This window comes from Lentzea aerocolonigenes (assembly GCF_000974445.1).
GTDB classification, from domain to species: Bacteria; Actinomycetota; Actinomycetes; order Mycobacteriales; family Pseudonocardiaceae; genus Lentzea; species Lentzea aerocolonigenes.
Genome location: NZ_BBOJ01000005.1, coordinates 151,873 through 173,114, shown reverse-complemented (window position 1 = coordinate 173,114; position 21,242 = coordinate 151,873). Strand labels below are relative to the sequence as shown.

General features: G+C 69.2%; 20 protein-coding genes. 8 read left to right on the top strand and 12 right to left on the bottom strand.

Annotation, left to right across the window (positions count from 1 at the left end):
• Positions 1-11 precede the first annotated feature (11 nt).
• From AOM45_RS11490 to AOM45_RS11455, 8 genes are all read right to left on the bottom strand, one after another.
• Positions 12-1,154 carry an MFS transporter gene (locus tag AOM45_RS11490; RefSeq protein WP_030467391.1) on the bottom strand — a complete coding sequence of 381 codons (1,143 nt, stop codon included), beginning with the start codon at positions 1,152-1,154 and terminating at the stop codon, positions 12-14.
• Positions 1,151-1,495, bottom strand: a complete 345-nt coding sequence (locus AOM45_RS51715) for a cupin domain-containing protein (RefSeq protein WP_030467392.1) — start codon at positions 1,493-1,495, stop codon at positions 1,151-1,153. The genes AOM45_RS11490 and AOM45_RS51715 overlap by 4 nt, the downstream gene beginning before the upstream one ends.
• Positions 1,492-2,199, bottom strand: coding sequence for a cupin domain-containing protein (locus AOM45_RS11480; RefSeq protein ID WP_051783253.1), 708 nt, complete (start codon positions 2,197-2,199; stop codon positions 1,492-1,494). Before AOM45_RS11480 ends, AOM45_RS51715 begins: the two co-directional genes overlap by 4 nt.
• Positions 2,196-3,380, bottom strand: coding sequence for a sedoheptulose 7-phosphate cyclase (locus tag AOM45_RS11475; RefSeq protein ID WP_030467394.1), 1,185 nt, complete (start codon positions 3,378-3,380; stop codon positions 2,196-2,198). Before AOM45_RS11475 ends, AOM45_RS11480 begins: the two co-directional genes overlap by 4 nt.
• A complete protein-coding gene (locus tag AOM45_RS11470) occupies positions 3,373-4,551 on the bottom strand; it encodes an acyltransferase family protein (protein ID WP_081902087.1) in 1,179 nt (392 codons plus the stop codon). The genes AOM45_RS11475 and AOM45_RS11470 overlap by 8 nt, the downstream gene beginning before the upstream one ends.
• 13 nt (positions 4,552-4,564) lie before the next feature.
• Positions 4,565-6,181, bottom strand: coding sequence for an FAD-binding oxidoreductase (locus tag AOM45_RS11465; RefSeq protein WP_030467396.1), 1,617 nt, complete (start codon positions 6,179-6,181; stop codon positions 4,565-4,567).
• Between the two features lie 84 nt (positions 6,182-6,265).
• Positions 6,266-7,174 (bottom strand): VOC family protein, encoded by a 909-nt coding sequence (locus tag AOM45_RS52780; protein ID WP_236703309.1) that lies wholly within the window; start codon positions 7,172-7,174, stop codon positions 6,266-6,268.
• Between the two features lie 29 nt (positions 7,175-7,203).
• A complete protein-coding gene (locus AOM45_RS11455; RefSeq protein ID WP_236703307.1) occupies positions 7,204-7,965 on the bottom strand; it encodes an SDR family oxidoreductase in 762 nt (253 codons plus the stop codon).
• 107 nt (positions 7,966-8,072) lie between these two features.
• Between AOM45_RS11455 and AOM45_RS11450 the strand changes: the two genes are divergently transcribed.
• On the top strand, positions 8,073-8,678 hold the full coding sequence (locus tag AOM45_RS11450) for a TetR/AcrR family transcriptional regulator (protein ID WP_035910103.1): 606 nt from the start codon (positions 8,073-8,075) through the stop codon (positions 8,676-8,678).
• Positions 8,679-8,723: 45 nt separating this feature from the next.
• The gene (locus AOM45_RS11445; protein ID WP_030467399.1) at positions 8,724-9,035 is read left to right on the top strand and encodes a hypothetical protein; all 312 of its coding nucleotides are present in this window, start codon (positions 8,724-8,726) and stop codon (positions 9,033-9,035) included.
• Here the strand turns inward: AOM45_RS11445 and AOM45_RS11440 are convergent.
• A complete protein-coding gene (locus AOM45_RS11440; protein ID WP_236703305.1) occupies positions 9,032-9,511 on the bottom strand; it encodes a MarR family winged helix-turn-helix transcriptional regulator in 480 nt (159 codons plus the stop codon). The genes AOM45_RS11445 and AOM45_RS11440 overlap by 4 nt on opposite strands.
• A gap of 64 nt (positions 9,512-9,575) precedes the next feature.
• Between AOM45_RS11440 and AOM45_RS11435 the strand changes: the two genes are divergently transcribed.
• The 3 genes from AOM45_RS11435 to AOM45_RS11425 are packed head-to-tail and all read left to right on the top strand — an operon-like array spanning position 9,576 to position 12,099.
• Positions 9,576-11,024 (top strand): LLM class flavin-dependent oxidoreductase, encoded by a 1,449-nt coding sequence (locus AOM45_RS11435; protein ID WP_030467401.1) that lies wholly within the window; start codon positions 9,576-9,578, stop codon positions 11,022-11,024.
• Between the two features lie 56 nt (positions 11,025-11,080).
• Complete coding sequence (locus AOM45_RS11430) at positions 11,081-11,569, top strand: hypothetical protein (RefSeq protein ID WP_030467402.1); 489 nt, start codon at positions 11,081-11,083, stop codon at positions 11,567-11,569.
• A gap of 50 nt (positions 11,570-11,619) precedes the next feature.
• Positions 11,620-12,099 carry a hypothetical protein gene (locus AOM45_RS11425; protein WP_156093799.1) on the top strand — a complete coding sequence of 160 codons (480 nt, stop codon included), beginning with the start codon at positions 11,620-11,622 and terminating at the stop codon, positions 12,097-12,099.
• On the opposite strand, the gene AOM45_RS11420 is transcribed toward AOM45_RS11425, so the two are convergent.
• Genes AOM45_RS11420 through AOM45_RS11410 form a run of 3 tightly spaced genes read right to left on the bottom strand, consistent with a single transcriptional unit; the run spans position 12,096 to position 16,252 of the window.
• The gene (locus AOM45_RS11420; protein ID WP_030467404.1) at positions 12,096-14,186 is read right to left on the bottom strand and encodes a M6 family metalloprotease domain-containing protein; all 2,091 of its coding nucleotides are present in this window, start codon (positions 14,184-14,186) and stop codon (positions 12,096-12,098) included. The genes AOM45_RS11425 and AOM45_RS11420 overlap by 4 nt on opposite strands.
• A gap of 54 nt (positions 14,187-14,240) precedes the next feature.
• A complete protein-coding gene (locus AOM45_RS11415; RefSeq protein ID WP_035910106.1) occupies positions 14,241-15,587 on the bottom strand; it encodes a sensor histidine kinase in 1,347 nt (448 codons plus the stop codon).
• The gene (locus tag AOM45_RS11410; protein WP_030467406.1) at positions 15,584-16,252 is read right to left on the bottom strand and encodes a response regulator transcription factor; all 669 of its coding nucleotides are present in this window, start codon (positions 16,250-16,252) and stop codon (positions 15,584-15,586) included. The genes AOM45_RS11415 and AOM45_RS11410 overlap by 4 nt, the downstream gene beginning before the upstream one ends.
• Before the next feature lie 151 nt (positions 16,253-16,403).
• On the opposite strand from AOM45_RS11410, the gene AOM45_RS11405 reads away from it, so the two are divergent.
• From AOM45_RS11405 to AOM45_RS11395, 3 genes are all read left to right on the top strand, one after another.
• Positions 16,404-17,621: a bifunctional glycosyltransferase family 2/GtrA family protein gene (locus tag AOM45_RS11405; RefSeq protein ID WP_030467407.1), complete on the top strand. Its 1,218-nt coding sequence runs from the start codon at positions 16,404-16,406 to the stop codon at positions 17,619-17,621.
• Complete coding sequence (locus tag AOM45_RS11400) at positions 17,618-19,675, top strand: ArnT family glycosyltransferase (RefSeq protein ID WP_030467408.1); 2,058 nt, start codon at positions 17,618-17,620, stop codon at positions 19,673-19,675. The genes AOM45_RS11405 and AOM45_RS11400 overlap by 4 nt, the downstream gene beginning before the upstream one ends.
• 252 nt (positions 19,676-19,927) lie before the next feature.
• Complete coding sequence (locus tag AOM45_RS11395; protein WP_030467409.1) at positions 19,928-21,238, top strand: DUF2252 domain-containing protein; 1,311 nt, start codon at positions 19,928-19,930, stop codon at positions 21,236-21,238.
• The last annotated feature ends 4 nt before the right edge of the window (positions 21,239-21,242 follow it).

Genomic DNA, 21,242 nt, shown 5'->3' with positions numbered 1-21,242 from the left:
GGGCCCTCTCGTCACGCCGGGACGGGCTCACGCCGGGTCGTGCGCACCAGAGCGAGCGCGACGACCGGTGTCACCGCGGACAGCAGAACCAGTGCCTGCAGGCCGATCCCGCCCTCCACGGCGACGCGCGCGACACCGCTCGCCACCATGATGCTGAGGTTGTAGGCGGCGACGTTGACGCTCGTCGCCAACGTCGGCGCCAGGTCGGCGGTACCGACCATGATGCGGGCGTTGAGCGCCGGCACGATCAGGAAGAACGCGGCACCCAGCACCAGCAGCAGGATCGCCGTGAACACCTTGCTGTGCAGCAGAACGCCGAACAGCAGGGTGGTCAGCGCCAGCACCACCAGACCGATCCGCAGACCCCGGTCGAGGTGGAAGTCGGCGAGCCGTCCGCCCAGCACGCTGCCCGCCAGGCTGCCGAGGCCGAAGAGCAGCAACAGCAACCACAGGTGGTCCTGGGCGAAACCGGTCTCCTCGGTGAGGATCGGCGCGATGAACGTGTAGGTGGCGTACCCGCCGAGAGTCGCGAGGAACGTCGTCGCGATCGCGGCGAGCACCTGGGGCCGCAGCAACGCCTTGACCTCCGCACGGGCGGTGGTCGTCGGCCTGCCGACCGGGCAGCGCGCGACGTGGGCGACCGCGACACCCGCCGCCAGGGCGAGCAGGACGAACGCCACCCGCCACGACGTGAGCGTGTTGATCGCGAGCGCCAGCGGCACGCCGACCGCGGTGGCCAGGTTCAGCGCCACCGAGATCCTGGCCATCGCCCTGCCCTGCCGTGCGGCGTCGTCCTGACGTGAAGCGATCACCAGTGCCATCGCGACGATCGGGCAGTGCGTCGCGGCGGCGACGATCCGGCCGATCATCATCTCGGTCATGCCCGTCGACACAGCAGCGAGCAGGTTCGCCGCGCCGAACGCCGCGAGCAGCCCGATGAGCAGCGCGCGGCGTTCGACCCTGCTGACCGCGAGGGTCAGCAGCGGTCCCGCGACGGCGACGACCGCCGCGTACACCGTGATCAGGCCACTGGCCTGCGCAACGGTGGTGCGCAGGCCGGTGGCGATGCTGGGCGCCAGCCCGGCGATGAGGTACTCCGACGCTCCCACGCAGAAGACCCCGATGGCGGCGCCCGACAACGGCGACCTGGTCACGGCGACACCAGTTCGGGAATCCGTGGCGGCAGCGCGGACGACACGGCCGACGGCATCACACGCACCGTCAGCACGGTCGCCTCGCCCGAGAGCACCGCGTCCGTGCGGTGTGGCACCAGCAGAACCTGGCCCGAGCGCAACGAAAGCGTCTCGTCGCCGACCTGAGCCGTCACGGTGCCGTCCAGCACGATCACGGCCTCCTCGACGGCGTGCACCGCACTCACCCGCAGAACGTCCTTTTCGGACAGCTGCCACCAGTCGACGCTCTCGCACTCGGCGAAGAGCATTCCCCTGCGGGCGAGGCAGGTCCAGTCGTCGGAGTTGACGGTCGTGACGATCACGCGTCACCACCCGGCACCGCGAGGTCCACGGCGTAGGCCACGACCGGCGAGGACGCGGTGAGCACCACCGCCGAACCGGCGGGCAGCGTCACGCACGTGTTGGCGGACAACGACTTCAAGCCGGTCAGCGACGCCTCGCCCTGCTGCACGAACACCGCGACTTCGGTGGACTCCCGTCCCAGGGAACGGCTCTCCCCCGGTTCCAGCGAGATTCGTTCGACGCGGCGCAGCGGCCCGGTGAAGGTGCCGGTCGTGTCGACGACGGGGGTGGTGGTGAGGTCGAAGATCTGGGCGGCTGCCACGGGACGTTCCTCCATCGGTTCGGTGGTGGCGATGGCCTGCTGGGTCACGGCGGCGAGAGTCTCGACGACCCACCAGTCCAGATCGGTCGCGCCGGTGTTGAGCAGGCCGTGGGTGTGCCCGACGGGCGTCATGGCGAGCGTTCCCGGACGCACGGGGATCTTCTCGCCGTCGAGGATGAACTCCCCTTCCCCGTTGAGGATCAGGTAGATCTCCTCGGTGCGGCTGTGCAGATGCTCCCCGCTCAGCCCTCCCGGCGGGATGCTCGCCCACTCGACGGCCTCCGTCGGTGACGCGAGGTGCTGCCTGCTCGCGAGACACGTCCAGTGCGTCAGGCCGGCGGCGCCGTGCACGCCGTAGACCGACGCCGGTGCGTCCGTCGTGCGGACCAGGGGCAGGCTCATGCGCGCACCGCCGATTCCTGGGCGAGCTCGAAGGCCTCCAGCGCGGCAGCGGCGTCGGCGAGCTCCTGCGGGCTGACGTCGTTCACGAAGCACGCGGAACCGATGCCCACCGGCAGCGGCAGACGCTGCTGGCCGTCGCGGTGGCGCACGGTGTCGGCCAGCGCGCGCTGCAACAGGTCGGTGGTGAGCAACGGGTGCCACGTCGGCAGTTCCAGGCGCGTCATGAGCTCGAGCACGCGCCGGCGTTCCTCTTCGGTGACCAGGCCGCGCTGCTCGCCGAGGCACGTGGTGAGCGCCATGTCGATGCAGACCGCCTCGCCGTGCAGCAACGCGGGCAGTGCGACCATCTCGAGGGACGGGCTGAACGTGTGGCCGTAGTCGACGACCCGTTCCAGCGTCTTCTCCCACAGGTTCGGCTGCAGCTCGGTGAGCATGCCGTGGATCGCGCGGTCGATGATCTCCAGTGCGGGGTCCACCGAACCGGGACCGCGCTGCATCTTCGCCTCGAGCACGTGCTCGCCCGTGGCCTCCATCAGGTCGAACAGCTCGCGGTCCTTGATCAGTGCGATCTTGAGGATCTCCGCGAGACCGTTGCTGACGTGCCTGCGCGGCAACGTTGTCAGGAACTTGCGGTCGAGCAGCGTGCGTTCGGCCGCGAAGTAGGTGCCGAGGCGGTTCTTGTGCCCGTTGGCGTTCACACCGGTCTTCACGCCCACACCCGCGTCCACGAGTCCGATCAGCGTGGTGGGCACGCGGACGAACGGCGTGGCGCGCCGGTAGATGCTGCACGCGTACCCGACGACGTCGAGCAGCACACCGCCACCGATCGCGATCACCGGCTCCCGGCGGCGGTCCACGCCGAAGTCGTCCATGGCTGTGGTGACCCGAATGCTGGCTTCGACCGTCTTGTTGATCTCGCCCGGCTCCAGCACCAGCACGCGGTGCTCGACGTCGTTGCCGTCGAAGTAGGCACGGATCGCCTGACCGAACAGGGCATCCACGTTGGCGTCCACGACGACCAGCCTGCGGGCGCGGCCCTGGGCGGGGACGGGGAGGATCGCCTGGTTGGCGGGATCGAGGACGTCGTCGCAGAGCACCACGTCGTACTCGACGGGCTGGACGTTGCGGACGGTCCAGGACTTGTTGGCGCTGTGGGTGACGTGCAGGCCGATTTCAGACATGGCTGGGCTCCGTGATCTTGGCAGGGTCGGTGGTCTCGGCAGGCACCGCGGCGGGCCGGTTGCGGCGGCTCCACCAGCGGGTGAGCGGGCGTTCGACGACGGCGTAGAGCGCCCAGGCGGCGGCACAGCTCGCGAGCAGCACGCCGAGGCCGAGTGCGATTCCGGCTCCGACGGGCAGCGTGCGACCGGCGAGCACGGTGCCGACTCCGGTCAGGAAGATGTCGTGCACCATGTAGAACGCGAAGGAGATCTCCCCGAGGAAGACGACCTTGGGGTGACTGAGCCAGCCGCCGCGGCCGCGCGACTCGTGCGCCGCGATCGCCGGGATCACCAGCGCGATCGGGATGATGAACGCCGCGTTCATCTGGTACGGCAGGGGCAGCGCGAGGCTCACGGCGTAGGAAGCGACGAGCAGGGCCAGCGCGGCTCCGGGGTGCAGTCGAGGCCACCGGCCGTTGCGCACGATCGTCGCCATCAGCATGCCCAGCAGGAAGTCCAGGAGCCTGGTCAACGGGAAGGCGTAGACGAACCAGACCTGGGTCATCGAGTGCTGGTACAGCGGCGAGTTCTTGTGGTTGGGGCCGAACACCTCGCCGGCGGGCAGCAGCGCGGCGACCGTCGGCAACGCGAGGATCGCGAGCATCACCAGGATCGCCACCGGCCACAGCACACGAACCGGAATTCGCCGAACTCCCATCCACAGCAACGGAAACGCCGCGTAGAAGAAGAGCTCGGCCGACAGCGACCAGCTCGGGTGGTTGATGCTGAAGAAGCTGGTGTCACGCGGAATCCAGGCGTGCAGCAACGTCAGGTTGCCCAGCGCCTCCGCCGCGGTGGCACCGGCGAGCCCGAACAGCGCGAACGAGATCGCGAAGGTGACGAGGTGGTTCGGGTAGATCTTGACGAACCGGCGGGCGATGAAGTCCTTCGCACGGTCTTTCGGACGCACCGACCACGTCAGCACGAACCCGCTGAGCACGAAGAAGAACGAGACACCGAACCAACCGCCGTTGCGCATCAGTGCGGCAAACGGTGACGAGACGTCCGTGTCGTCGGTGAAGAGCTTGTTCAGCGACAGGTGGAACCCGAACACGATGAGCGCGGCGAAGAAGCGCATCCCGGTCAGGCTCGGCAGCCGCTGACTGTCACGTGTGGCCGCAACAGCCGTCATGGCAGGGCTCCGATCAGGAGAGAGGAATGGACTGCGAGTGCCGGAACACGTTCAGCGGGTCCCAGCGGCGCTTCGTTGCGCGGAGAGCGGTGAACGCGTCCTTGTAGTACAGGCGGCCCCAGTGCACGCCCGAGGAGTTCCACGCCGGATCGGACAGGTCGGTGTCCGCGTAGTTCACGAAGCAGCCGTCCGTGATCTCGTCGGAGACCGGGACGCCGCCCGTGCCGACGTAGAGGTCGCGGTAGAACTCCCGCACCCACGCCATGTTCGCGGCGTCGTCGGCGGCGTCGTTCCACAGCGACACGACCTGGTGCTTGATGATCGAGTCGCGCTGCTGCGAGGCGGTCGCGGTGGAGGACACCGCGTTCACCTGCCCGCCGTACGAGGCGATCATCATGAGCGCGCCGGCATTGGCGAAGTCCGTGCGGGTCAGGTGCCGGTGCATCACCTTGATCTGCGCCTCCGGGTACGAGCGGCGCAGGTAGGTCGACTTGCCCTTGAACCTGGTCGTGGAGTCGGGGCCGGTGAAACCGCCCCAGGTGGTGGACTGCAGCCACGGAACGGTCCTGTGCTGCACCACCTTCGGCGCGGGCAGTCCGGCACCGACGGCCTGGACGTAGGCGGTCAGCACGCCCTCGGCGTTCGGTGCGCCCGCGTCCACCGACGTGTCGAGCACGATGGACCCGTTGCTGCGGTGGAACGGCTTGAGCTGGCTGAAGAGGTTGCGCTGCGGGGAGTTCGGCGCGCTGTTGCGCTCGTGCCACGTGCCGTGGTTGCGCATCAGCGTGGCGAACGCGGCACCGTCGATCTTCTCCCACGGCCACACGACCTCGCTGATGATCAGCGAGCTCGGAGGTGCGGGCAGCGCCTTGCTCGGGTCGCGGCCGTCCGATCCCGGCGAGCGGAACCAGTAGCGCGTGACGACGCCGAAGTTCCCGCCACCGCCACCGGTGTGCGCGAACCACAGGTCGCGGTTCGGGTCGTTCGCCTCGCGGGTCGCGACGACCACGCGCACCTCACCGGACGCGGTCACGTGCACGACCTCGACCGCGTACAGGTGGTCGATGCTCAGCCCGTTGCGACGGGACAGGCTGCCGTAGCCACCGCCCGCGAAGTGACCGCCCGCGGCGACCGTCGGGCAGTTGCCGGCGGGAACCACCACACCCCACCGCTTGAAGAGCTGGCGGTAAACGTGCCCGAGCTGGGCGCCGGGCCCGATCACGAACGCCCCTCGCTGTGCGTCGAACTCGACTTCGTCCATTGCGGACAGATCGATGACCGTGCGCACGGCGGGGTTCGTGACGAAGTCCTCGTAGCAGTGCCCTCCACTTCGGACGGCGATCTGCTGGCCGTTGCGCAGTGCGTGTGCGACGGCGGCGACGACCTGCTGGGTCGACGTCGCGATCACCACGCGGTCGGGCCTGCCGTCCAGTCGCTGGTTGGTGCCCTTCGCGAGGCTCGCGAACTGCGGGTCGACGGGAGTGATGACAGCGGCCGCGGTGTCCGGCCGGGAAACGGGATCCGCCAGCGCCGTGGTCGCGGGTGTCAGTGCGAGAGCGGGCACAGTCGCCAGCCCCGCACCGAGCAGGCTGCGACGGGACAGCGTTGCGCGGGCGTGCTTGTATGCCATTTGTGTTGTGGCTCCAGGAAAAGGGCGCGTTCGAGCGCCATCACAGGAAGTGTGTGAGGTCAGGTGCCGAGGTGAGCTGTCAGCTCAGTTCGGCGGCCACCGGCGCGCGGACGTTGCGCGTTCGTAAGGGAGGTTCCCGTCGGGCATGCAGATGAGCTCCATCTGCATCCCGAACGGACTCGCGAAGTAGACCCAGCGGTCACCGGCGATCGGGCCGGCGGTCACCGTCTCCGGGGTACCCATGACGTGCACGCCTTCGTGCTGTGACAGGAACTCCGCGGCGCGGTCCACATCGGTGACCGCGAACGCGAGGTGGTGCCCGCCGACGTCGTGGTTGCCCGGCAGCGGTCCCGGCAGCGTTGCGGGAACCAGCTCGACGAGCGGCCCGTTGCCGAGCCCGAGGACGGTGTCGTGAACGGCCCCCATGCCGATCACGGACGTCAAGAAGCTCTGTGCCGCAGTGAGGTCCGCGACGGTGTACCTGATGCCGATCACGTCGGCCGGCAGCTCCGGATCGACTGACGGGTCCTCGACGACCTCGAACGTCAGCCCGAACTCGGTGCTGCAGCGCAGGATTCCCTGCTGGTCGTGCTCGACGACCACTGCGGCCAGGCGCATCCGCGCTGCGAAGGCCCGCAGGTCCGCGACCGCGAGCAACAGGCACGACGCCCCTGGCGCACCTGGTCGTGGAGCGACGCGGCTCGCGCCGGGACAGCTGTACTCGAACACCTCGAAGTTGAGGCGTTCCCCCAGACGGATCATGACGATCCGCGCGCTCGCCTCGGCCGGAACGCCGAGCTTGCGAGCCATCCAATCGCCTGTGCTGTCGGCGATCGGGCCCTCGCGGTAGCACTCCTGACCGCCGAGCTCTGCGGTCAGGAATGCGACGGCGGCGTCCAGATCGGACACCGTGCTCGCGAGGTGATCAACGGCGACCGCGCCAGGCAGGGCCGCCTTCGGTAAAGCGCTCTCCGCGGTTCCCACACCACGCACAGCAAATCCCCCCGGATGAGTTGAACTTGTTACAGCGCACTGCCGCCGGTGGCGTCGATGATCTGGCCCGTCACCCAGCCGGACGCATCGCTCGCCAGGAAGCCGACCACTTCGGCGACGTCCGACGGCTGTCCGACCCTGCCCAGCGCCGACAACTCGGCCGCGGACTGTTGTGCGGCGTCGTTGCCCCTCAGCCACGCCGCGTTCAGGTCGGTGTCGATGATACCCGGAGCCACCGCGTTGACGGTGATTTTCCGAGTACCAAGATGTTTCGCCAACGTGAAGGTGAACGCGTCGATCGCACCCTTGGTGGCGCTGTAACCGATGATGTCGGTCAACGCGATCCGCGTGGCACCGGACGAGATGTTGATGATGCGACCACCGTCGTTCTGCCGCGCGAGCCCCAGCCGCGTCACGAAGAACGGCGAGCGCACGTTGAGGACGAGCTGACGGTCGAACTCGGCGGGGTCGGTGTCCTCGATCACGCCGCGCACGGTGGTGCCCGCGTTGTTCACCAGGACGTCGAACTTGCCGTCCAGCCCCCGTGCGCGCGCCTTCTCGTCGAACTCCGCCCACAGCACGGCAGGTCCGTCCTCAGTGGCCAGGTCGGCCCGGATCGCGAACGCGTTGCCCCCGGCGTGCTCGATCTTCTTGACGATCTCCTCCGCAGCCGCCTCGTCGCGCCCGTAGTGCACGGCGACGGTCGCACCGTCAGCAGCGAGCTTCAGCGCGATGGCCGCGCCGATCCCCCTGCTGCCCCCGGTGACGACAGCGACTTTCCCCTCAGACACGGTGTATTCTCCAATCTGTAGCGATCGCTACAGATTCTTTGTCGGGTGGGCGCTCGTGTCAAGCTGGTCCAGCGAGATCGGGCTCACACAACGGAGGTGTTCAAGTCATGGCCAGGTCAGGCCCGAGGACGTTCGACCGCGACGCCGCACTGGAGGCGGCCACGCTCGTCTTCTGGGAACACGGCTACGCGGGCACGTCGATCTCCCAGCTGACGACCGCGATGAACATCAACCCGCCGAGCCTGTACGCGGCGTTCGGCGACAAGCGAGCCCTGTTCACCGAGGTCGTCGACCGCTACAACGCGACCCACGGCCGGTTCATGGCGGACGCGTTCGCCGAGGAGACCACCGCGACGGGCCTGGTGACGCGGCTGATCATGGGCGCGGCCGAGCACTACGCCGAGGGCAACCACCCGCCGGGCTGCCTGGTGATCGCCGCGGCCGCCAACAACTCGCCGAGCAACGCCGAGGTGAGCATCGACCTGGCCGACCGCCGCAACGCGAACCGCGACCTGCTGCAGACGCGCATCGCCGACGCGATCTCCTCCGGCGAGCTGCCGGCGGACGCGGACGCGCGGGGGCTCGCGACGTACGTGGTCGCGGTGATCCAGGGGATGTCGCAGCAGGCTCGGGACGGGGTGAACACCGAGACGCTGAAGATGGTCGGGGAGATGGCGTTGCGGATGTGGCCGGTGCAGCCGGTTTCGGCCTGATCTCGGCAGATTCGCTCGGTAAGGTGGCCGGCCTGGTCAGGGCGAGTGGAGGCGGACGCGGTCACCGGCACCTACCGATGGGGCCTGCTGTTCCGTACCGTGTGGATCGCGGTGTTCACACCGATCCTCATCGGACTCCTGGCCGCCGGCGTCTTCGGCCACCCCGTGTTCCTGGCCGCGTTCGCGATCTGGCTCGCCGCACTCGCCTGCGTGCTGCGAGCCGAAGCGCTCAACGCACGGGCGCGGAACCAGGAAACACCCAGTCCCGGACTGCTCGGCGCACGGGCGGGCTGGCTCCTGCTCGCACTTGTCCTGATCTTCGGCAGTGCCGGGCTGATCCGCGCGGCGCTCGACTAGGACGTGCTCGCCGCGATGTCCTGCACGGCCTGACACGCGCTCGGCACCGGGTCCAGCTCGTTCACGTGTCCCGCCAGCCTGCACAACAACGCCTTGAACGTCTCCCGGTCGCCCTTCGGCAGGCCCGAGAGCACGTGCGCTTCGGCCAGCGCGAGTCGTTCGTCGAGCTCGACCAGGCGTGCGCGGCCCACGTCGGTCGCCACGACCAGGCGAGTGCGGCGGTCGGTTGGCGCTGGCCTGCGCTCCACCAGGGAGGCGCGCTCCAGGTCGTCGAGCAGGTAGGTCATGACCGTGCGGTCGATGCCCAGCTGCTGGCAGAGCGCGGACTGGCTTTCCGGCTGCTCACGGGTGGCGGCGGTGAGGATCTGGTAGCCGCGGTGGCCGCCTGGAAGGTCGCCGACGGCCGCGTTCGTCGCCTTGACGAAGGCGCGGAAGACCACGCCGAGGGTCCAGCCGAAGTCTTCGTCCAAGGTCACCCCACCAATGATAGCCCGGACAGAACGTCTGTCGAACAGAACATCTGCGTGGCATACTTTCGGCATGGCAGATTATGGTCACTCGCTCGAGTTCGGCGTGTTCCTGCCGCCGGCCGCCGAGCGGTTCGGTGACGCGCTGCGGCTCGCGCAGGTCGCTGACGCTCGGGGCCTGGAGCTCGTCAGCGTTCAGGACCACCCGTACAACGCAACGCACATGGACACCTGGACATCGTTGTCGGTCATCGCCGCGTCGACGACCAACGTGCGGGTGTTCCCCAACGTCGCGAACTTGCCCCTCAGGCCGCCCGCGGTCCTTGCGCGCGCGGTCGCCAGTCTTGACGTCATCACCGGTGGGCGCGTTGAGCTTGGGCTCGGCGCCGGCGCGTTCTGGGACGCCATCGCCGCCATGGACGGGCCTCGCCGCACGCCCGCCGAGTCGGTGGAGGCGCTGGAGGAGGCGATCGACGTCATCCGCGCGCTGTGGACGCCCGGACGCGGGATTCGCTTGCAGGGCAAGCACTACTCGCTCAACGGCGCGAAGCCCGGCCCGTTCCCGGCCCATCCGGTCGGGATCTGGCTCGGCGCGTACAAGCCGCGGATGCTCCGATTGATCGGACGCAAGGCCGACGGGTGGCTGCCGTCGAGTCCCTACGCGCCGCCGGACCAGCTCGGGAACATGAACGCGATCATCGACGAGGCCGCGCACGAGGCCGGACGGGCGCCGAAGGACGTCCGCAGGCTCTACAACATCACGAGCGACTTCACCGCCGAGCAGATCGCGGAACTGGCACTGTTGCACGGGATGAGCGGCTTCATCCTCATGGTCGAGACCGACGACGATGTGCGTGCGTTCGCAGAAGAAGTCGCACCGGCCGTGCGTGAGATGGTGACGAAACAACGCACTCAACCGGACCGGCTCGGCATCGCGCCGACACCCGACGACGGCGTGCGGCGGTCGGACGAACGGCTCTGGGACGAGGCGAACCGCCCAAAAGGCCCGGCGCCTGAGGCGGACGCCGTCTACACCGCCTCGGGCAAGGCGCTCAGCAGGCAGTTGATCGGCGTGCACAACCACCTGCGCGACGAGCTGACGAAGATCCGATTGGTCGTGCGTCAGGTCGCAGAAGGCGTGATCGACGTGGGCGCGGCACGGTCCGAGATCAACACGATGACCATGCGTCAGAACAACTGGACGATGGGCGCCTACTGCGAGAGCTACTGCCGGCTCGTCACCATCCATCACACACACGAGGACAGAAGCCTCTATCCGCAACTCCGCGCGGGAGACGCACGCCTCGGTCCCGTGCTGGACCGGCTGACCGAGGAGCACCAGGTCATCCACGAGGTCCTCGAACGCCTCGACGCGGCGCTGGTGGCGACGGTCGCGGAACCGAAGCGGGTCGTCGAGGTGCAGGAGGCGGTCGACCTGCTCACGGACACGTTGCTCTCGCATCTGTCCTATGAGGAGCGTGAGCTGGTGGAACCGATGGCGCGCATTCCGTACCACTACTGAGTGCACCTCGGCGTGTGCAACGCGACCCCGCCCGTCCTGGCCAACAAACTGGGGGCGTGGACACCGGGAAGCGAGTCGATCCAGTACGGCGCGGTCGCACGATCCTGGGTGCGTCGGCGCTGCTCACAGCCGCTGCCGCAGGCACACGCGCCGCCGTGGGACGCAGCCACGCGGCGGAGGCGGAGGCCGCGATCCGCGCCAGGGACGGGCTGGACGTCACGGTCGCGCTGCACGCCGGGCTGACCTGGGCGTGGCTCGCGTTCGCGGTGCTGATCGGCATCGCCGCGGTCCCGCTGCTCGTCAACGGTTCGGGCCGGACGTTCGCGGCAGGCGTCTGCTACGCGCTCGGCATGCCGTTGCTGCTGCTCGGCATCGGTGTGCCCGCACCGGTTTCCGCGGTCAGGACGCTGACGTGGGTGGCGTGCGGCGCGATCCTGCTGCTGGCCTGCTTCACGATGCTGACGTCAGGACCCGTTCCGCAGCAACAACAGCAACGACAGCAACAACGGCGGCGACGACCGCGCCGGTCCGCCCGTTCCCGCTGATTGCTCCATTCCGGACACTTGCACCGCACCGAAGTGGCATGGTGTCCGCCATGATCGAGACAGCCCGCCTGGCCGGGTTCTTCGCCGCCCACGGAGTCTGGTGCGTGTCGGAGGGAGAGACGCTCATCCCGCTGCTCGGGTACCTGCACACCGACGGCGAGTTCGGCATGGACCGGTTGATGTTCGACGACCTGGCGGAAGGTGCCCGCGCCGGCCAGGACGCGCTGGCGGACGGCGACCCGAGCTGGCTGGGCGCGGTGCTCGTGGCCGACGGCTACGTCGACCTCGACCACGGCAAGACCGACGCGTTGCTCGTCGAGGCCGTCGAGTACGGCCCGCACCGGCAGACGCTGCGGCTCGCCGTGCCCTACCGCGTGGCCGACGACCCGCGCGGGTTCGCCGTGCACCGGCCCAAGTTCATGAACGTGGAGTCGGACCTGGACGTGCTGGCCGAGGCGTTCTTCGCCGGCGGCGCGTCCCACACCGAGGCGTGGGCGGTGTGGGACGCGCACCTGGACGAGTCGGTCTAGCGGCCGGTCACCGTGCAGGTGGCGGTTGCGGTCCTGGCGGGATTGCTCTCGGACGTGGCCGTGAGGGTCACCTTCGACGTGATCGGCCCGCCGGTGCGCTGAGCGTGCACCGGAACGTCGACCCGGCCACCGAACTTGGCCGTGGCCAACGCGTTCGGCACCGAGACGGACCACCCGTTCTCCGCCTTCGCCGTCACGCGGTACACGTCACCGTCGACGTACTGGTCGACCGGTTCCGGGTGCTGTCCTCCGGGAGGCGCCGCACGGCCGGTGTTGGTCAACGGGAAGCTGCACGTCGCGATGCCGTCGTCCCCGGCACGAGCGGCGGTCGGGGTGACCCGCACGCCGCGCTGCTGCGGCCCCGCGCCGTCCAGCGACCGGATCGCCACCGTGTAGGACAGGACACCACGCGAGTCGCGTTGCAGGTCCAGCACGTAGAAGTGCAGCCGGTTGGCCTGGTCGACGTACTCGAACTCGCTGCCGGAGCCGGTGCCCGCGTGGAACAGCGCGTCGGCGAGCTGGCGGTAGTCGCCGATCGTGATCGGGACCTTGGTGCCGTCGGGCAGCACGTAGTCGGTCATGCCGATGTCCTGCGGGTTGGCGTCGACGACCCACGTGAACGGTGCCGTGTCCTGGTTCTTCGTCTTGGCCAGCAACACGCCCGCGTCCGGGGTGAACGAGTCGGCGCCCATCCGGTCGACGACTTCGAGCGTGTAGTTGTTGTAGCCGCCGCCGTCGCAGAACGGGTTGGTGGAGACGTTGCAGGACGGCGACTTGTCACCGGTGCCCAGCGCGAGGTTGATGCCGGTCAGGCCGTTCGCGCCGGGGTTGACCTCGCGGGCGGTGATCTTCGCGATGACCGTGCCGGAGCTCGCCAGCGCCTCGCGCGACAACCTCAGCACGTTCTTCTCGTCGATGATCCCGAGCTTGATCTTGTTGCGCAGCGTCTGCTGGGCGCCGAGCGACGCGCCACCGGTGGCCGGGATGGTCCAGCGGGAGTGCGGGCCGCCGGGACCGTTGAACGAGCCGCGCGACAGCATGTCCCACGGGCCGCTGTAGTCACGGCGCGGCGGACTGCCGTACGGGTTGTTGTAGTTGTCGCCGATGCCGAGGATGTGGCTCAGTTCGTGCGCGTACACGCCCTGACCGGAACTCTCGGCCTGGGTGGACGAACCGCCGCCCGCGTTGGGCCAGATCGAAGAGCCCGCGGCCCACGAGGTCCAGTCGACGTACCGGGTCTTCGACCAGTTCGGCAGCGCCGGGTCCGGCGGGCCGAAGTCGTCGGTCACTTCCTCCTTCGTCCGGAACTTCATCATCCCGAACTCCTGCCACGTGCCGGACTCGTCCTGGCCCGCCGACAGGTAGTAGACGAAGTCGTAGCCCGCCGGCACTTCCGAGCCGACGTCGGCCACCCACGCGGCACGGCCGTCGGTGCGGATGTTGCGGTTGCACGAGTCGCCGGCCGGGCAGCCGGTGCCGCCCTGGAACTCCATCGCGTACTCGTGGTCCTTGCCCGGCATCAGGTACGGGCCGAACGCCTTCAGCTCGACGCCGTAGCGCCCGCCGGAGGTCTCCATCCAGTACTCGTGCACGGTGTGGCCGCGGTTGAGACCGTTCGGCTTGTTGAGGAAGTCCTGGTAGAACTGCCCGACCTGAGCGCGCGGGACGTTGCTCGCCTCCGCGCTCGGGTTGCCGAACACCGTGGAGTTCTTGGGCTGCGTCACGACGAACGGCTGGTTCGGGTAGTCCAGCAGGACGAGCGCGCCCTTGAAGTTGCGCACCGATCCCTTGGCCGACGGGTCGGCCCAGTTGGTGCCGGGGATCTTCTTGTAGTCCCGTTCCCACGTCATGTGGTCGGGGTTGACCCAGTTCTGCGGGTCGACCGGGCCGGGGAACCCCGCCTGCGCGAACACGCGCGCGGAGTCCCTGGACTGTTGCCACGGCTGCTGCTGCGGCCAGTGGTCGTACTGCCAGTGGTGCAGCGGTTCGTCAGGTGTCGGAGCTGCGGCTGAGTTGCCGGCGGTGACCATCGCGACCGAGAGGAACGCGGTGATCAGCAGGGCAGGGCGCCGGTGTCTGCGGTCCATGCCACCACCGTGGTCCAGACCCACCCGCGCGAACCACCGTCGATCGTCTGCTGCTCAACGGAATTCCGGCAGATCCACGCGAACGGACGCACCGCGCGGTCTCGGCACGAACCGCACGCTCCCGCCGTGCACGGCCACGATGTCCGCGACGATCGCGAGGCCCAGACCGGATCCGGGCAGGCCACGGGCGTCCGGCGCGCGCCAGAACCGTTCGAACGCCGATTGCCTGTGCTCGAACGGAAGTCCCGGCCCCTCGTCGCTGACGGTGAGCCAGCCGGGCCGCGAGCGGACGGTGATCGTGGAACTCGCCGGGGAGAACTTCACGGCGTTGTCCAGCAGGTTGAGCACGCTGCGCTCCAGCGCGCCCGCGTCACCCAGGACCGACCACGCGGAGCGGTCGACGTCGAAGACGTGGTCGTGGGCGCGGCTGCGGGCTCGTTTCACGGCGCGGTCGACCACCCCGGCCACGTCGACGGGAACGCTGGCGAGCTCGCGGTCGTCGCGGGCCAGCACGACGAGCTCGGTGACGAGGTCGCTGAACTCCTGGCTCTGCGCCTGCAGGCGGTCGAGGACCTCGCCGCGCCCCGGCAGCTCACGTCCGGTGTGTTCGCTGCGCGCCAGCAGGTCGATGTTGGTGCGCAGACTAGTCAACGGGGTCCGGAGCTCGTGCGCGGCGTCGTTGACGAGATCGCGCTGACGGCGGCGGGACTCGGCGAGCGCCGCGGTCATCGAGGTGAAGGCGCGGCCGAGCCTGCCCACCTCGTCCTGGCCGGACACGGTGATCGGGGTGGTGAGGTCCTCGGTGCGGGCGATGTGTTCCGCGGTCTGGGCGAGGCGTTCCATGGGAGCGAGGGCACGGCGGGTCAGCCACAGGCCGAGTCCGGCCACTAGCAGGGCGCCGAGGACGGCCACGGCCGCGAGCACGCCGGCGAGCGTGGTCAGGGTGCCGTCGATCTCCGCGACGCTGCGGCTGAGGATCAGGACGTCGCCGTTGTCGAGCGGTTGCAGCAGAACGCGTGCCTCCGCGCCGGACCTCGTCACGCCGTCGCGGTACGTCGTGGTGGTCACGAAGTCGGTGTCGCTCGTCACGACGGGGTCGACGCCGGGAGGTGCGCAGGTGCGGCCGCCGGGGCTCAGGGTCTGGATGCCCTGCAGCACCTGTTGCAGGCCCTCGTTGGGCACTCCTTCGTCGCAGCGGAGCCGGAAACCGCGCATCTCCCCCGGCAGCGGCGGCTGGTTGATCCGCGGCGGCAGGCTCGCCAGCAACGACTTGTCGAGCTGCGAGCGCAGGTTGTGATCGGTGACGAGCCACGTGATGACGCTGATCCCGCCGATCGCGACGGCCACCACGCACGCGGTGATCAACGCGAGCTTGCCGCGCAGCAACACCGGGCCCTTCACGGCGACGTCTCGCGCAGGATGAAACCCATGCCCCGCACGGTGTGCAGCAACCGGGGCCGTCCGCCTGCCTCGGTCTTGCGGCGCAGGTAGCCGATGTACACGTCGAGGTTGTTGGTCCCGTTGTCGTGGCCCCACACGGCGTGTTTGAGGTGCTGCTTGGTCAGCAACCGTTCGGGATCGCCCAGGAACACCGCCAGCAGGTCGAACTCGGTCGGAGTCAGGTCGAGGTGGACGCCGCCGCGCACGACCTCGCGGGCCTCGGGATCCATCCGCAGATCGGCGAACTGCAACGACCGCGGCGCCGCGCGGCGCCGGTTCTGCTTGAGCAACGCGCGGACGCGGGCCAGGAGCTCCTCCAGCGCGAAGGGTTTGACCAGGTAGTCGTCGGCGCCGGCGTCCAGGCCGGTGACGCGGTCGCCCAGCGCGTCGCGGGCGGTGAGCATCAGCACGGGCAGCCGCTCCCCCGCCGCACGCAACCGGCGACAGGCCTCCGAACCGTCGAGGACCGGCATCATCAGGTCGAGAATGGCCAGGTCGGCGTGGTGCACCAGCCGCAGCGCCTCGGCACCGTCCGCGGCCGTGGTGACGTCGTACCCCTCGAACTCCAGGCTGCGCCGCAGACTGTCCCGGACGTCCGGGTCGTCGTCCACCACGAGCAGTCGCATGCGGGCGACGGTAGAGGGCGAACCTGTGAGGCACCTGTGTGAATCCGCTCTAACGATTCTCTCAGCAGAAGCCAAGGACGTTCTCACGACAGCGTCAGCAAGCTCGGTCCCACAACGGTCACAGCTGTGTCCACAGTGGAACGGAGAAGACATGGCGGTGAGCACCGCACAGGCGACGGGGACGGTGGACATCATGATCCCCGTCTACAACGAGGAACGCGCACTGCCCGGCTGCGTCGAGGTGCTGCACGGGTTCCTGAGCGAGCAGTTCCCGTTCGACTGGTCGATCGTCGTCGTCGACAACGCCAGCACCGACCGGACGCTGGAGGTCGCGCACGCCCTCGCCAAGCGGTACGAGCGGGTGCGCGTGCACCACCTGGACCGCAAGGGTCGCGGGCTGGCGCTGAAGGAGTCGTGGGGCGCGAGCGAGGCGGCCGTCGTCGTGTACATGGACGTCGACCTCTCCACCGGGCTCGACGGGCTGCTGCCGCTGGTCGCGCCGCTGCTCAACGGGCACTCGGACCTGGCGATCGGCTCGCGGCTCGCACCGGGTTCGCGGACGGTGCGCGGGCCACGCCGCGAGCTGGTCTCGCGCGGCTACAACGCGTTGATCAGACTCACGCACGGTGCGAAGTTCAGCGACGCCCAGTGCGGGTTCAAGGCCGCCCGCACCGAGGTCGTCCGGCCGTTGCTCGGCCAGGCCCGCGACGAGGCGTGGTTCTTCGACACCGAACTGTTGCTCCTGGCCGAGCACAACGGTCTGCGCGTTCACGAGGTCCCGGTCGACTGGGTCGAGGACGTGGACAGCAGGGTCGACGTGATCGGCACGGCGATCGACGACGTCAAGGGGTTGATCCGCGTGGCGCGAGCGAAGGCCAACGGCACCGCACTCGTGAACGGGCTGCCGCAGCGGCCGCAACCCAGGGCGATCCACCCCGACGCGGTGCTGAGCCGCAGCGAGGGCGGGCTGTCCTGGCAGATGCTGTCGTTCGCGGTGATCGGCGTGATCTCCACGCTCGCGAACCTGGCCCTGTACGGCGTCTTCCGGCTGTGGTGGCCGGTGCTGGCAGCCAACCTGGCCGCGCTGGTGATCACCACGCTCTTCAACACGGAGGCCAACCGCCGCTTCACCTTCACGGCCCGCAACACCGCCCGCGGCAGAACGCATCTGCAGGGTTTCGTGGTGTTCGGGCTCTACTACGCGTTCACGTCGGCCGCGCTGCTCGTGCTGCACGCGGCCGTCCCCGACCCGTCCCGCGCCCTCGAACTGGCCGTGCTGCTGGGCTCGTCCGCCCTGGGCACGGCGGGGCGCTTCTTCCTGCTGCGGAGCTGGGTGTTCCGCAGGGACGACCGAAAGGAACAGGCATGACCGCCACTGCCGAGGTGGCCGCTCCGGTCAGCGACACGGCCGGTGCACAGCAACGTTCACGTTGGCCTGCTTGGACTCTCGCCGCGATCTGCCTGCTGGCCGGCGCGCTGTACGTGTGGGCGATCGGCGCGGGCCAGATCGGCAACGCGTACTACGCGGCGGCCGCGAAGTCCATGTCGACGAGCTTTACCAACTTCCTGTTCGGCTCGTTCGACCCGGCCGGCGTGGTGACCGTCGACAAGCCGCCGATGTCGCTGTGGCCGCAGGCGATCTCCGTCTGGATCTTCGGTTTCCACGGCTGGGCGGTGTTGCTGCCGCAGGTGGTCGAGGGCGTCGCGGCGGTCTTCCTGCTGCATCGCACGGTCCGGTTGTGGGCGGACGAGAAGGTGGCGCTGCTCGCCGCGTTGATCCTCGCGCTGACGCCGATCACGGTGGCGATCAACCGCGACAACAACCCGGACACGTTGCTGGTGCTGCTGCTCGTCGCGGCCGCGTACGCCTTCACGCGGTCCGTGCAGTCGACGGAGAGCCGTCCGCGGACGAAGTGGTTGCTGTGGTGCGCCTTCTTCATCGGCTGCGGGTTCCTCACCAAGATGCTCCAGGCGTGGATCGTGGTGCCGGGCTTCGCGCTGGCCTACCTGGTGGGGTCGAGTGCGCCGGTGAAGCGGCGGGTGCTCGACGTGCTGGCGGCCGGTGCCGTGCTGATCGCGTCGTCGTTCTGGTGGGTGGCGCTGCACGCGTGGTGGCCTGGCTCCAAGCCGTACATCGGAGGCAGCACGGACGGCAGCGCGTGGGACCTGATCATCGGTTACAACGGTCTCGGCCGGGTGTTCGGCGGCAGCGGCAACCGGGGCGGCGGGAATGCTCCCGAGTTCTTCGGTGCCCAGCCGCCCTCCGGTCAGGTGCCGACCGGTCAGGGCCCGATGGAGTTCGGCGGGCCGGGCGGCGGTGCGATGTTCGGCGGACAGGTCGGCATCACGCGCATGTTCAGCGCTTCCGTGGGCGGGCAGATCTCGTGGCTGTTGCCGTTGTGCCTGCTGGTGCTGGTCGCCGTCGCGGTGGCGGGAGTGCTGCGGTGGCGCGCGAAGGTTCCCGGTGACGCGGCCGAGCGCGCGGGCTGGTTCATGTGGGGAAGCTGGCTGCTGGTCACCGCGCTGGTGTTCAGCTTCGCGCAGGGCATCTGGCACCCGTACTACACGACGATGCTCGCTCCGGCGGTCGCCGCGATCAGCGCCGCCGGTCTGATGATGTTCTGGCGCGCCAAGAGCTTCGTCCGGTTCCTGCTGCCGCTGGGGATCGCGATCACCGCCGGGTGGGCGTTCGTCGTGGTCTCGCGCGACACGTCCTGGCACGGCTGGGTGCGGTGGGCGACGGCCGGTGTCGCCGTGGTGGCGATCGTCGTGCTCCTGGCGGGCCTGCGCAGGGCGGGGCTCGTCGCCGCGCTCGTCGCGGTGCTGCTGACGCCGGCCGTGTGGTCGACCGCGACCGCGGCTTCCGCCACTGGCAACGGCGTGATGCCCGCTGCCGGGCCGATGGAGCGCGGTGGTGGTGGCTTCGAGGTGTTCATGAACGGGCAGCAGCCTCCGGGCGGGAACCAGCAGCCACCCAGCGGGAACCAGCAACCGCGCGGGAACCGTCCGCAGATCGGGATGATGCCGGGGATGGGCGGGAACCGCGGTGAGCTCACCGACGAGCAGAAGCGCATCCTCGCCTACGCCGAGGAACACGGCGGTGGTGCCGAGATCACCCTGGCGATCGCGGGTTCGGCGCAGGCGGCCTCGCCGTACATCATGGGCTCGGACGCCGTGGTGATCGGCATGGGCGGGTTCTCCGGCTCGGACAACGCGCCGTCGGTCGACCAGCTCCAGACGTGGGTGAGCGAGGGCAAGCTGAAGTTCGTGCTCAGCGGCGGCGACCGCATGGGTGGCCGTGGAGGTCCTGGCGGCCGCGACGACCACGGCCGCCAGGAGTGGATCACCCAGCACTGCTCCACTGTGGACCCGAGCGCTTACGGCGGCGGGTCGGAGCAGGCGCTGATGGAGTGCCACGCGTGACTCTCCGGGCCCGGCGGCGGTGACGTGATCACCCCGCCGGGCCCGTTCTCCGCGTCCTCGGTCAGCCCGAGCGCGCGGAGCACCTGTTCCCGGCTTGCTCCGAACATGAAGCACATGCCTTCGACGTTAGGCGCGGGCCCGCACCGCGGGCTTCTCGATTCCTGCTCTCCGTGAAATTTGCAGACGCACGGCGACTCGAACGCATCCTCGTGCTGGGATCGGCGTCCTCAAGAGGGAGAGGGAGGGGCACCGATGACCGATCGCGGCGACCGCATTGTGAACGTGCTCGAGGACGCCTTTGCCGGACTGATGGCGGCGGATCCTGCTGCGTTCCGGCACAAGTTCCGCAAAATGGCGGCCGAACCGTTCGCGTTCTACAGAGGCAGTGCGTGCCTGTTCTACGCCGACATGGCCGAATTGCCCGATGAGTGGGCCGACGAGCGCACCGGCCGCATCTGGATCCAGGGCGATCTGCACGCGCAGAACTTCGGCACCTACATGGACTCCGCGGGCACGCTGGTGTTCGACGTCAACGACTTCGACGAGGCCTACCTCGGCTCGTTCACGTGGGACATCCGCCGCTTCGCCGCTTCGATGGCCCTGCTCGGGTGGCGCAAGGCGCTGCCGGACAACGTCATCACCGACCTCATCCGCGCGTACGTCTCGGCCTACGTGGGCCAGGTCCGCACGTTCGCCGAACGCCCCGGCGACGAGCTCTTCAGCCTGGGCCTCGACAGCACCGAGGGCGCCCTGCACCGCGTCCTGCAACGAGCCCGGCTGGCCACCAGAATCGGTCTGCTCGACGAGAAGACCGTGATCGTCGACTACGAACGCGTCTTCCGCCGCGACCGCGACGGCACCCACGAACTGACGCCGGAGGTCCGCACCGCCGTCGAGCAGGCGTTCGCGTCCTACCTGGACACGATCCCGACCGGCAAGCGCGCGTCCAGCCGCACCTACACCGTCAAGGACGTGGTGGGCCGCAGCGGCTTCGGCATCGGCTCGGCCGGCCTGCACGCCTACAACATCCTCGTCGAGGGCCGCACCCAGGCGTTGGAGAACGACGTCGTCCTGTCGATGAAGCAGGCCAACGTCGCCGCCCCCAGCCGCATCGTGCCGGACGAGCGCATCCGCGAGTACTTCACCGACCACGGCCACCGCACCGCCGTCTCACAACGAGCCCTGCAGGCCCACGCCGACCCGTGGCTCGGCCACACTCAGATCGACGGCGTCGGCTACGTCGTCTCCGAGCTCAGCCCGTACGAGGCCGACCTCGACTGGTCCGACCTGACCGAACCCGCCGACATGCTCCCGGTCCTCGGCTACCTGGGCAAAGCCACCGCGAAGATGCACTGCGTGGCCGACGAGGACTCGGCCCAGACCCTCGTCGCCTTCCAGTGCGAGGAAGCGATCGCCGCGGCCATCGGCGACCGCGAGGCCGCGTTCTCCGACTCGATCGTCGCCTTCGCGCTGGACTACGCCCGCCAGACCCGCGAGGACCACCGGCTGTTCGTGGACGCGTTCCGGGACGGCCGGATCAAGGGTGTCGACTCGACCGCGTGAGCCA

What these genes read in the sequence shown, in the direction of transcription:
- AOM45_RS11425 (WP_156093799.1), top strand. Translation starts at nt 11,620, where the DNA reads ATGATCGAGACAGCCCGCCTGGCCGGGTTCTTCGCCGCCCACGGAGTC.
- AOM45_RS11465 (WP_030467396.1), bottom strand. Translation starts at nt 6,181, where the DNA reads ATGGCATACAAGCACGCCCGCGCAACGCTGTCCCGTCGCAGCCTGCTC.
- AOM45_RS11410 (WP_030467406.1), bottom strand. Translation starts at nt 16,252, where the DNA reads ATGCGACTGCTCGTGGTGGACGACGACCCGGACGTCCGGGACAGTCTG.
- AOM45_RS11470 (WP_081902087.1), bottom strand. Translation starts at nt 4,551, where the DNA reads ATGACGGCTGTTGCGGCCACACGTGACAGTCAGCGGCTGCCGAGCCTG.
- AOM45_RS11395 (WP_030467409.1), top strand. Translation starts at nt 19,928, where the DNA reads ATGACCGATCGCGGCGACCGCATTGTGAACGTGCTCGAGGACGCCTTT.
- AOM45_RS11450 (WP_035910103.1), top strand. Translation starts at nt 8,073, where the DNA reads ATGGCCAGGTCAGGCCCGAGGACGTTCGACCGCGACGCCGCACTGGAG.
- AOM45_RS11475 (WP_030467394.1), bottom strand. Translation starts at nt 3,380, where the DNA reads ATGTCTGAAATCGGCCTGCACGTCACCCACAGCGCCAACAAGTCCTGG.
- AOM45_RS11400 (WP_030467408.1), top strand. Translation starts at nt 17,618, where the DNA reads ATGACCGCCACTGCCGAGGTGGCCGCTCCGGTCAGCGACACGGCCGGT.
- AOM45_RS11435 (WP_030467401.1), top strand. Translation starts at nt 9,576, where the DNA reads ATGGCAGATTATGGTCACTCGCTCGAGTTCGGCGTGTTCCTGCCGCCG.
- AOM45_RS11420 (WP_030467404.1), bottom strand. Translation starts at nt 14,186, where the DNA reads ATGGACCGCAGACACCGGCGCCCTGCCCTGCTGATCACCGCGTTCCTC.
- AOM45_RS11480 (WP_051783253.1), bottom strand. Translation starts at nt 2,199, where the DNA reads ATGAGCCTGCCCCTGGTCCGCACGACGGACGCACCGGCGTCGGTCTAC.
- AOM45_RS11405 (WP_030467407.1), top strand. Translation starts at nt 16,404, where the DNA reads ATGGCGGTGAGCACCGCACAGGCGACGGGGACGGTGGACATCATGATC.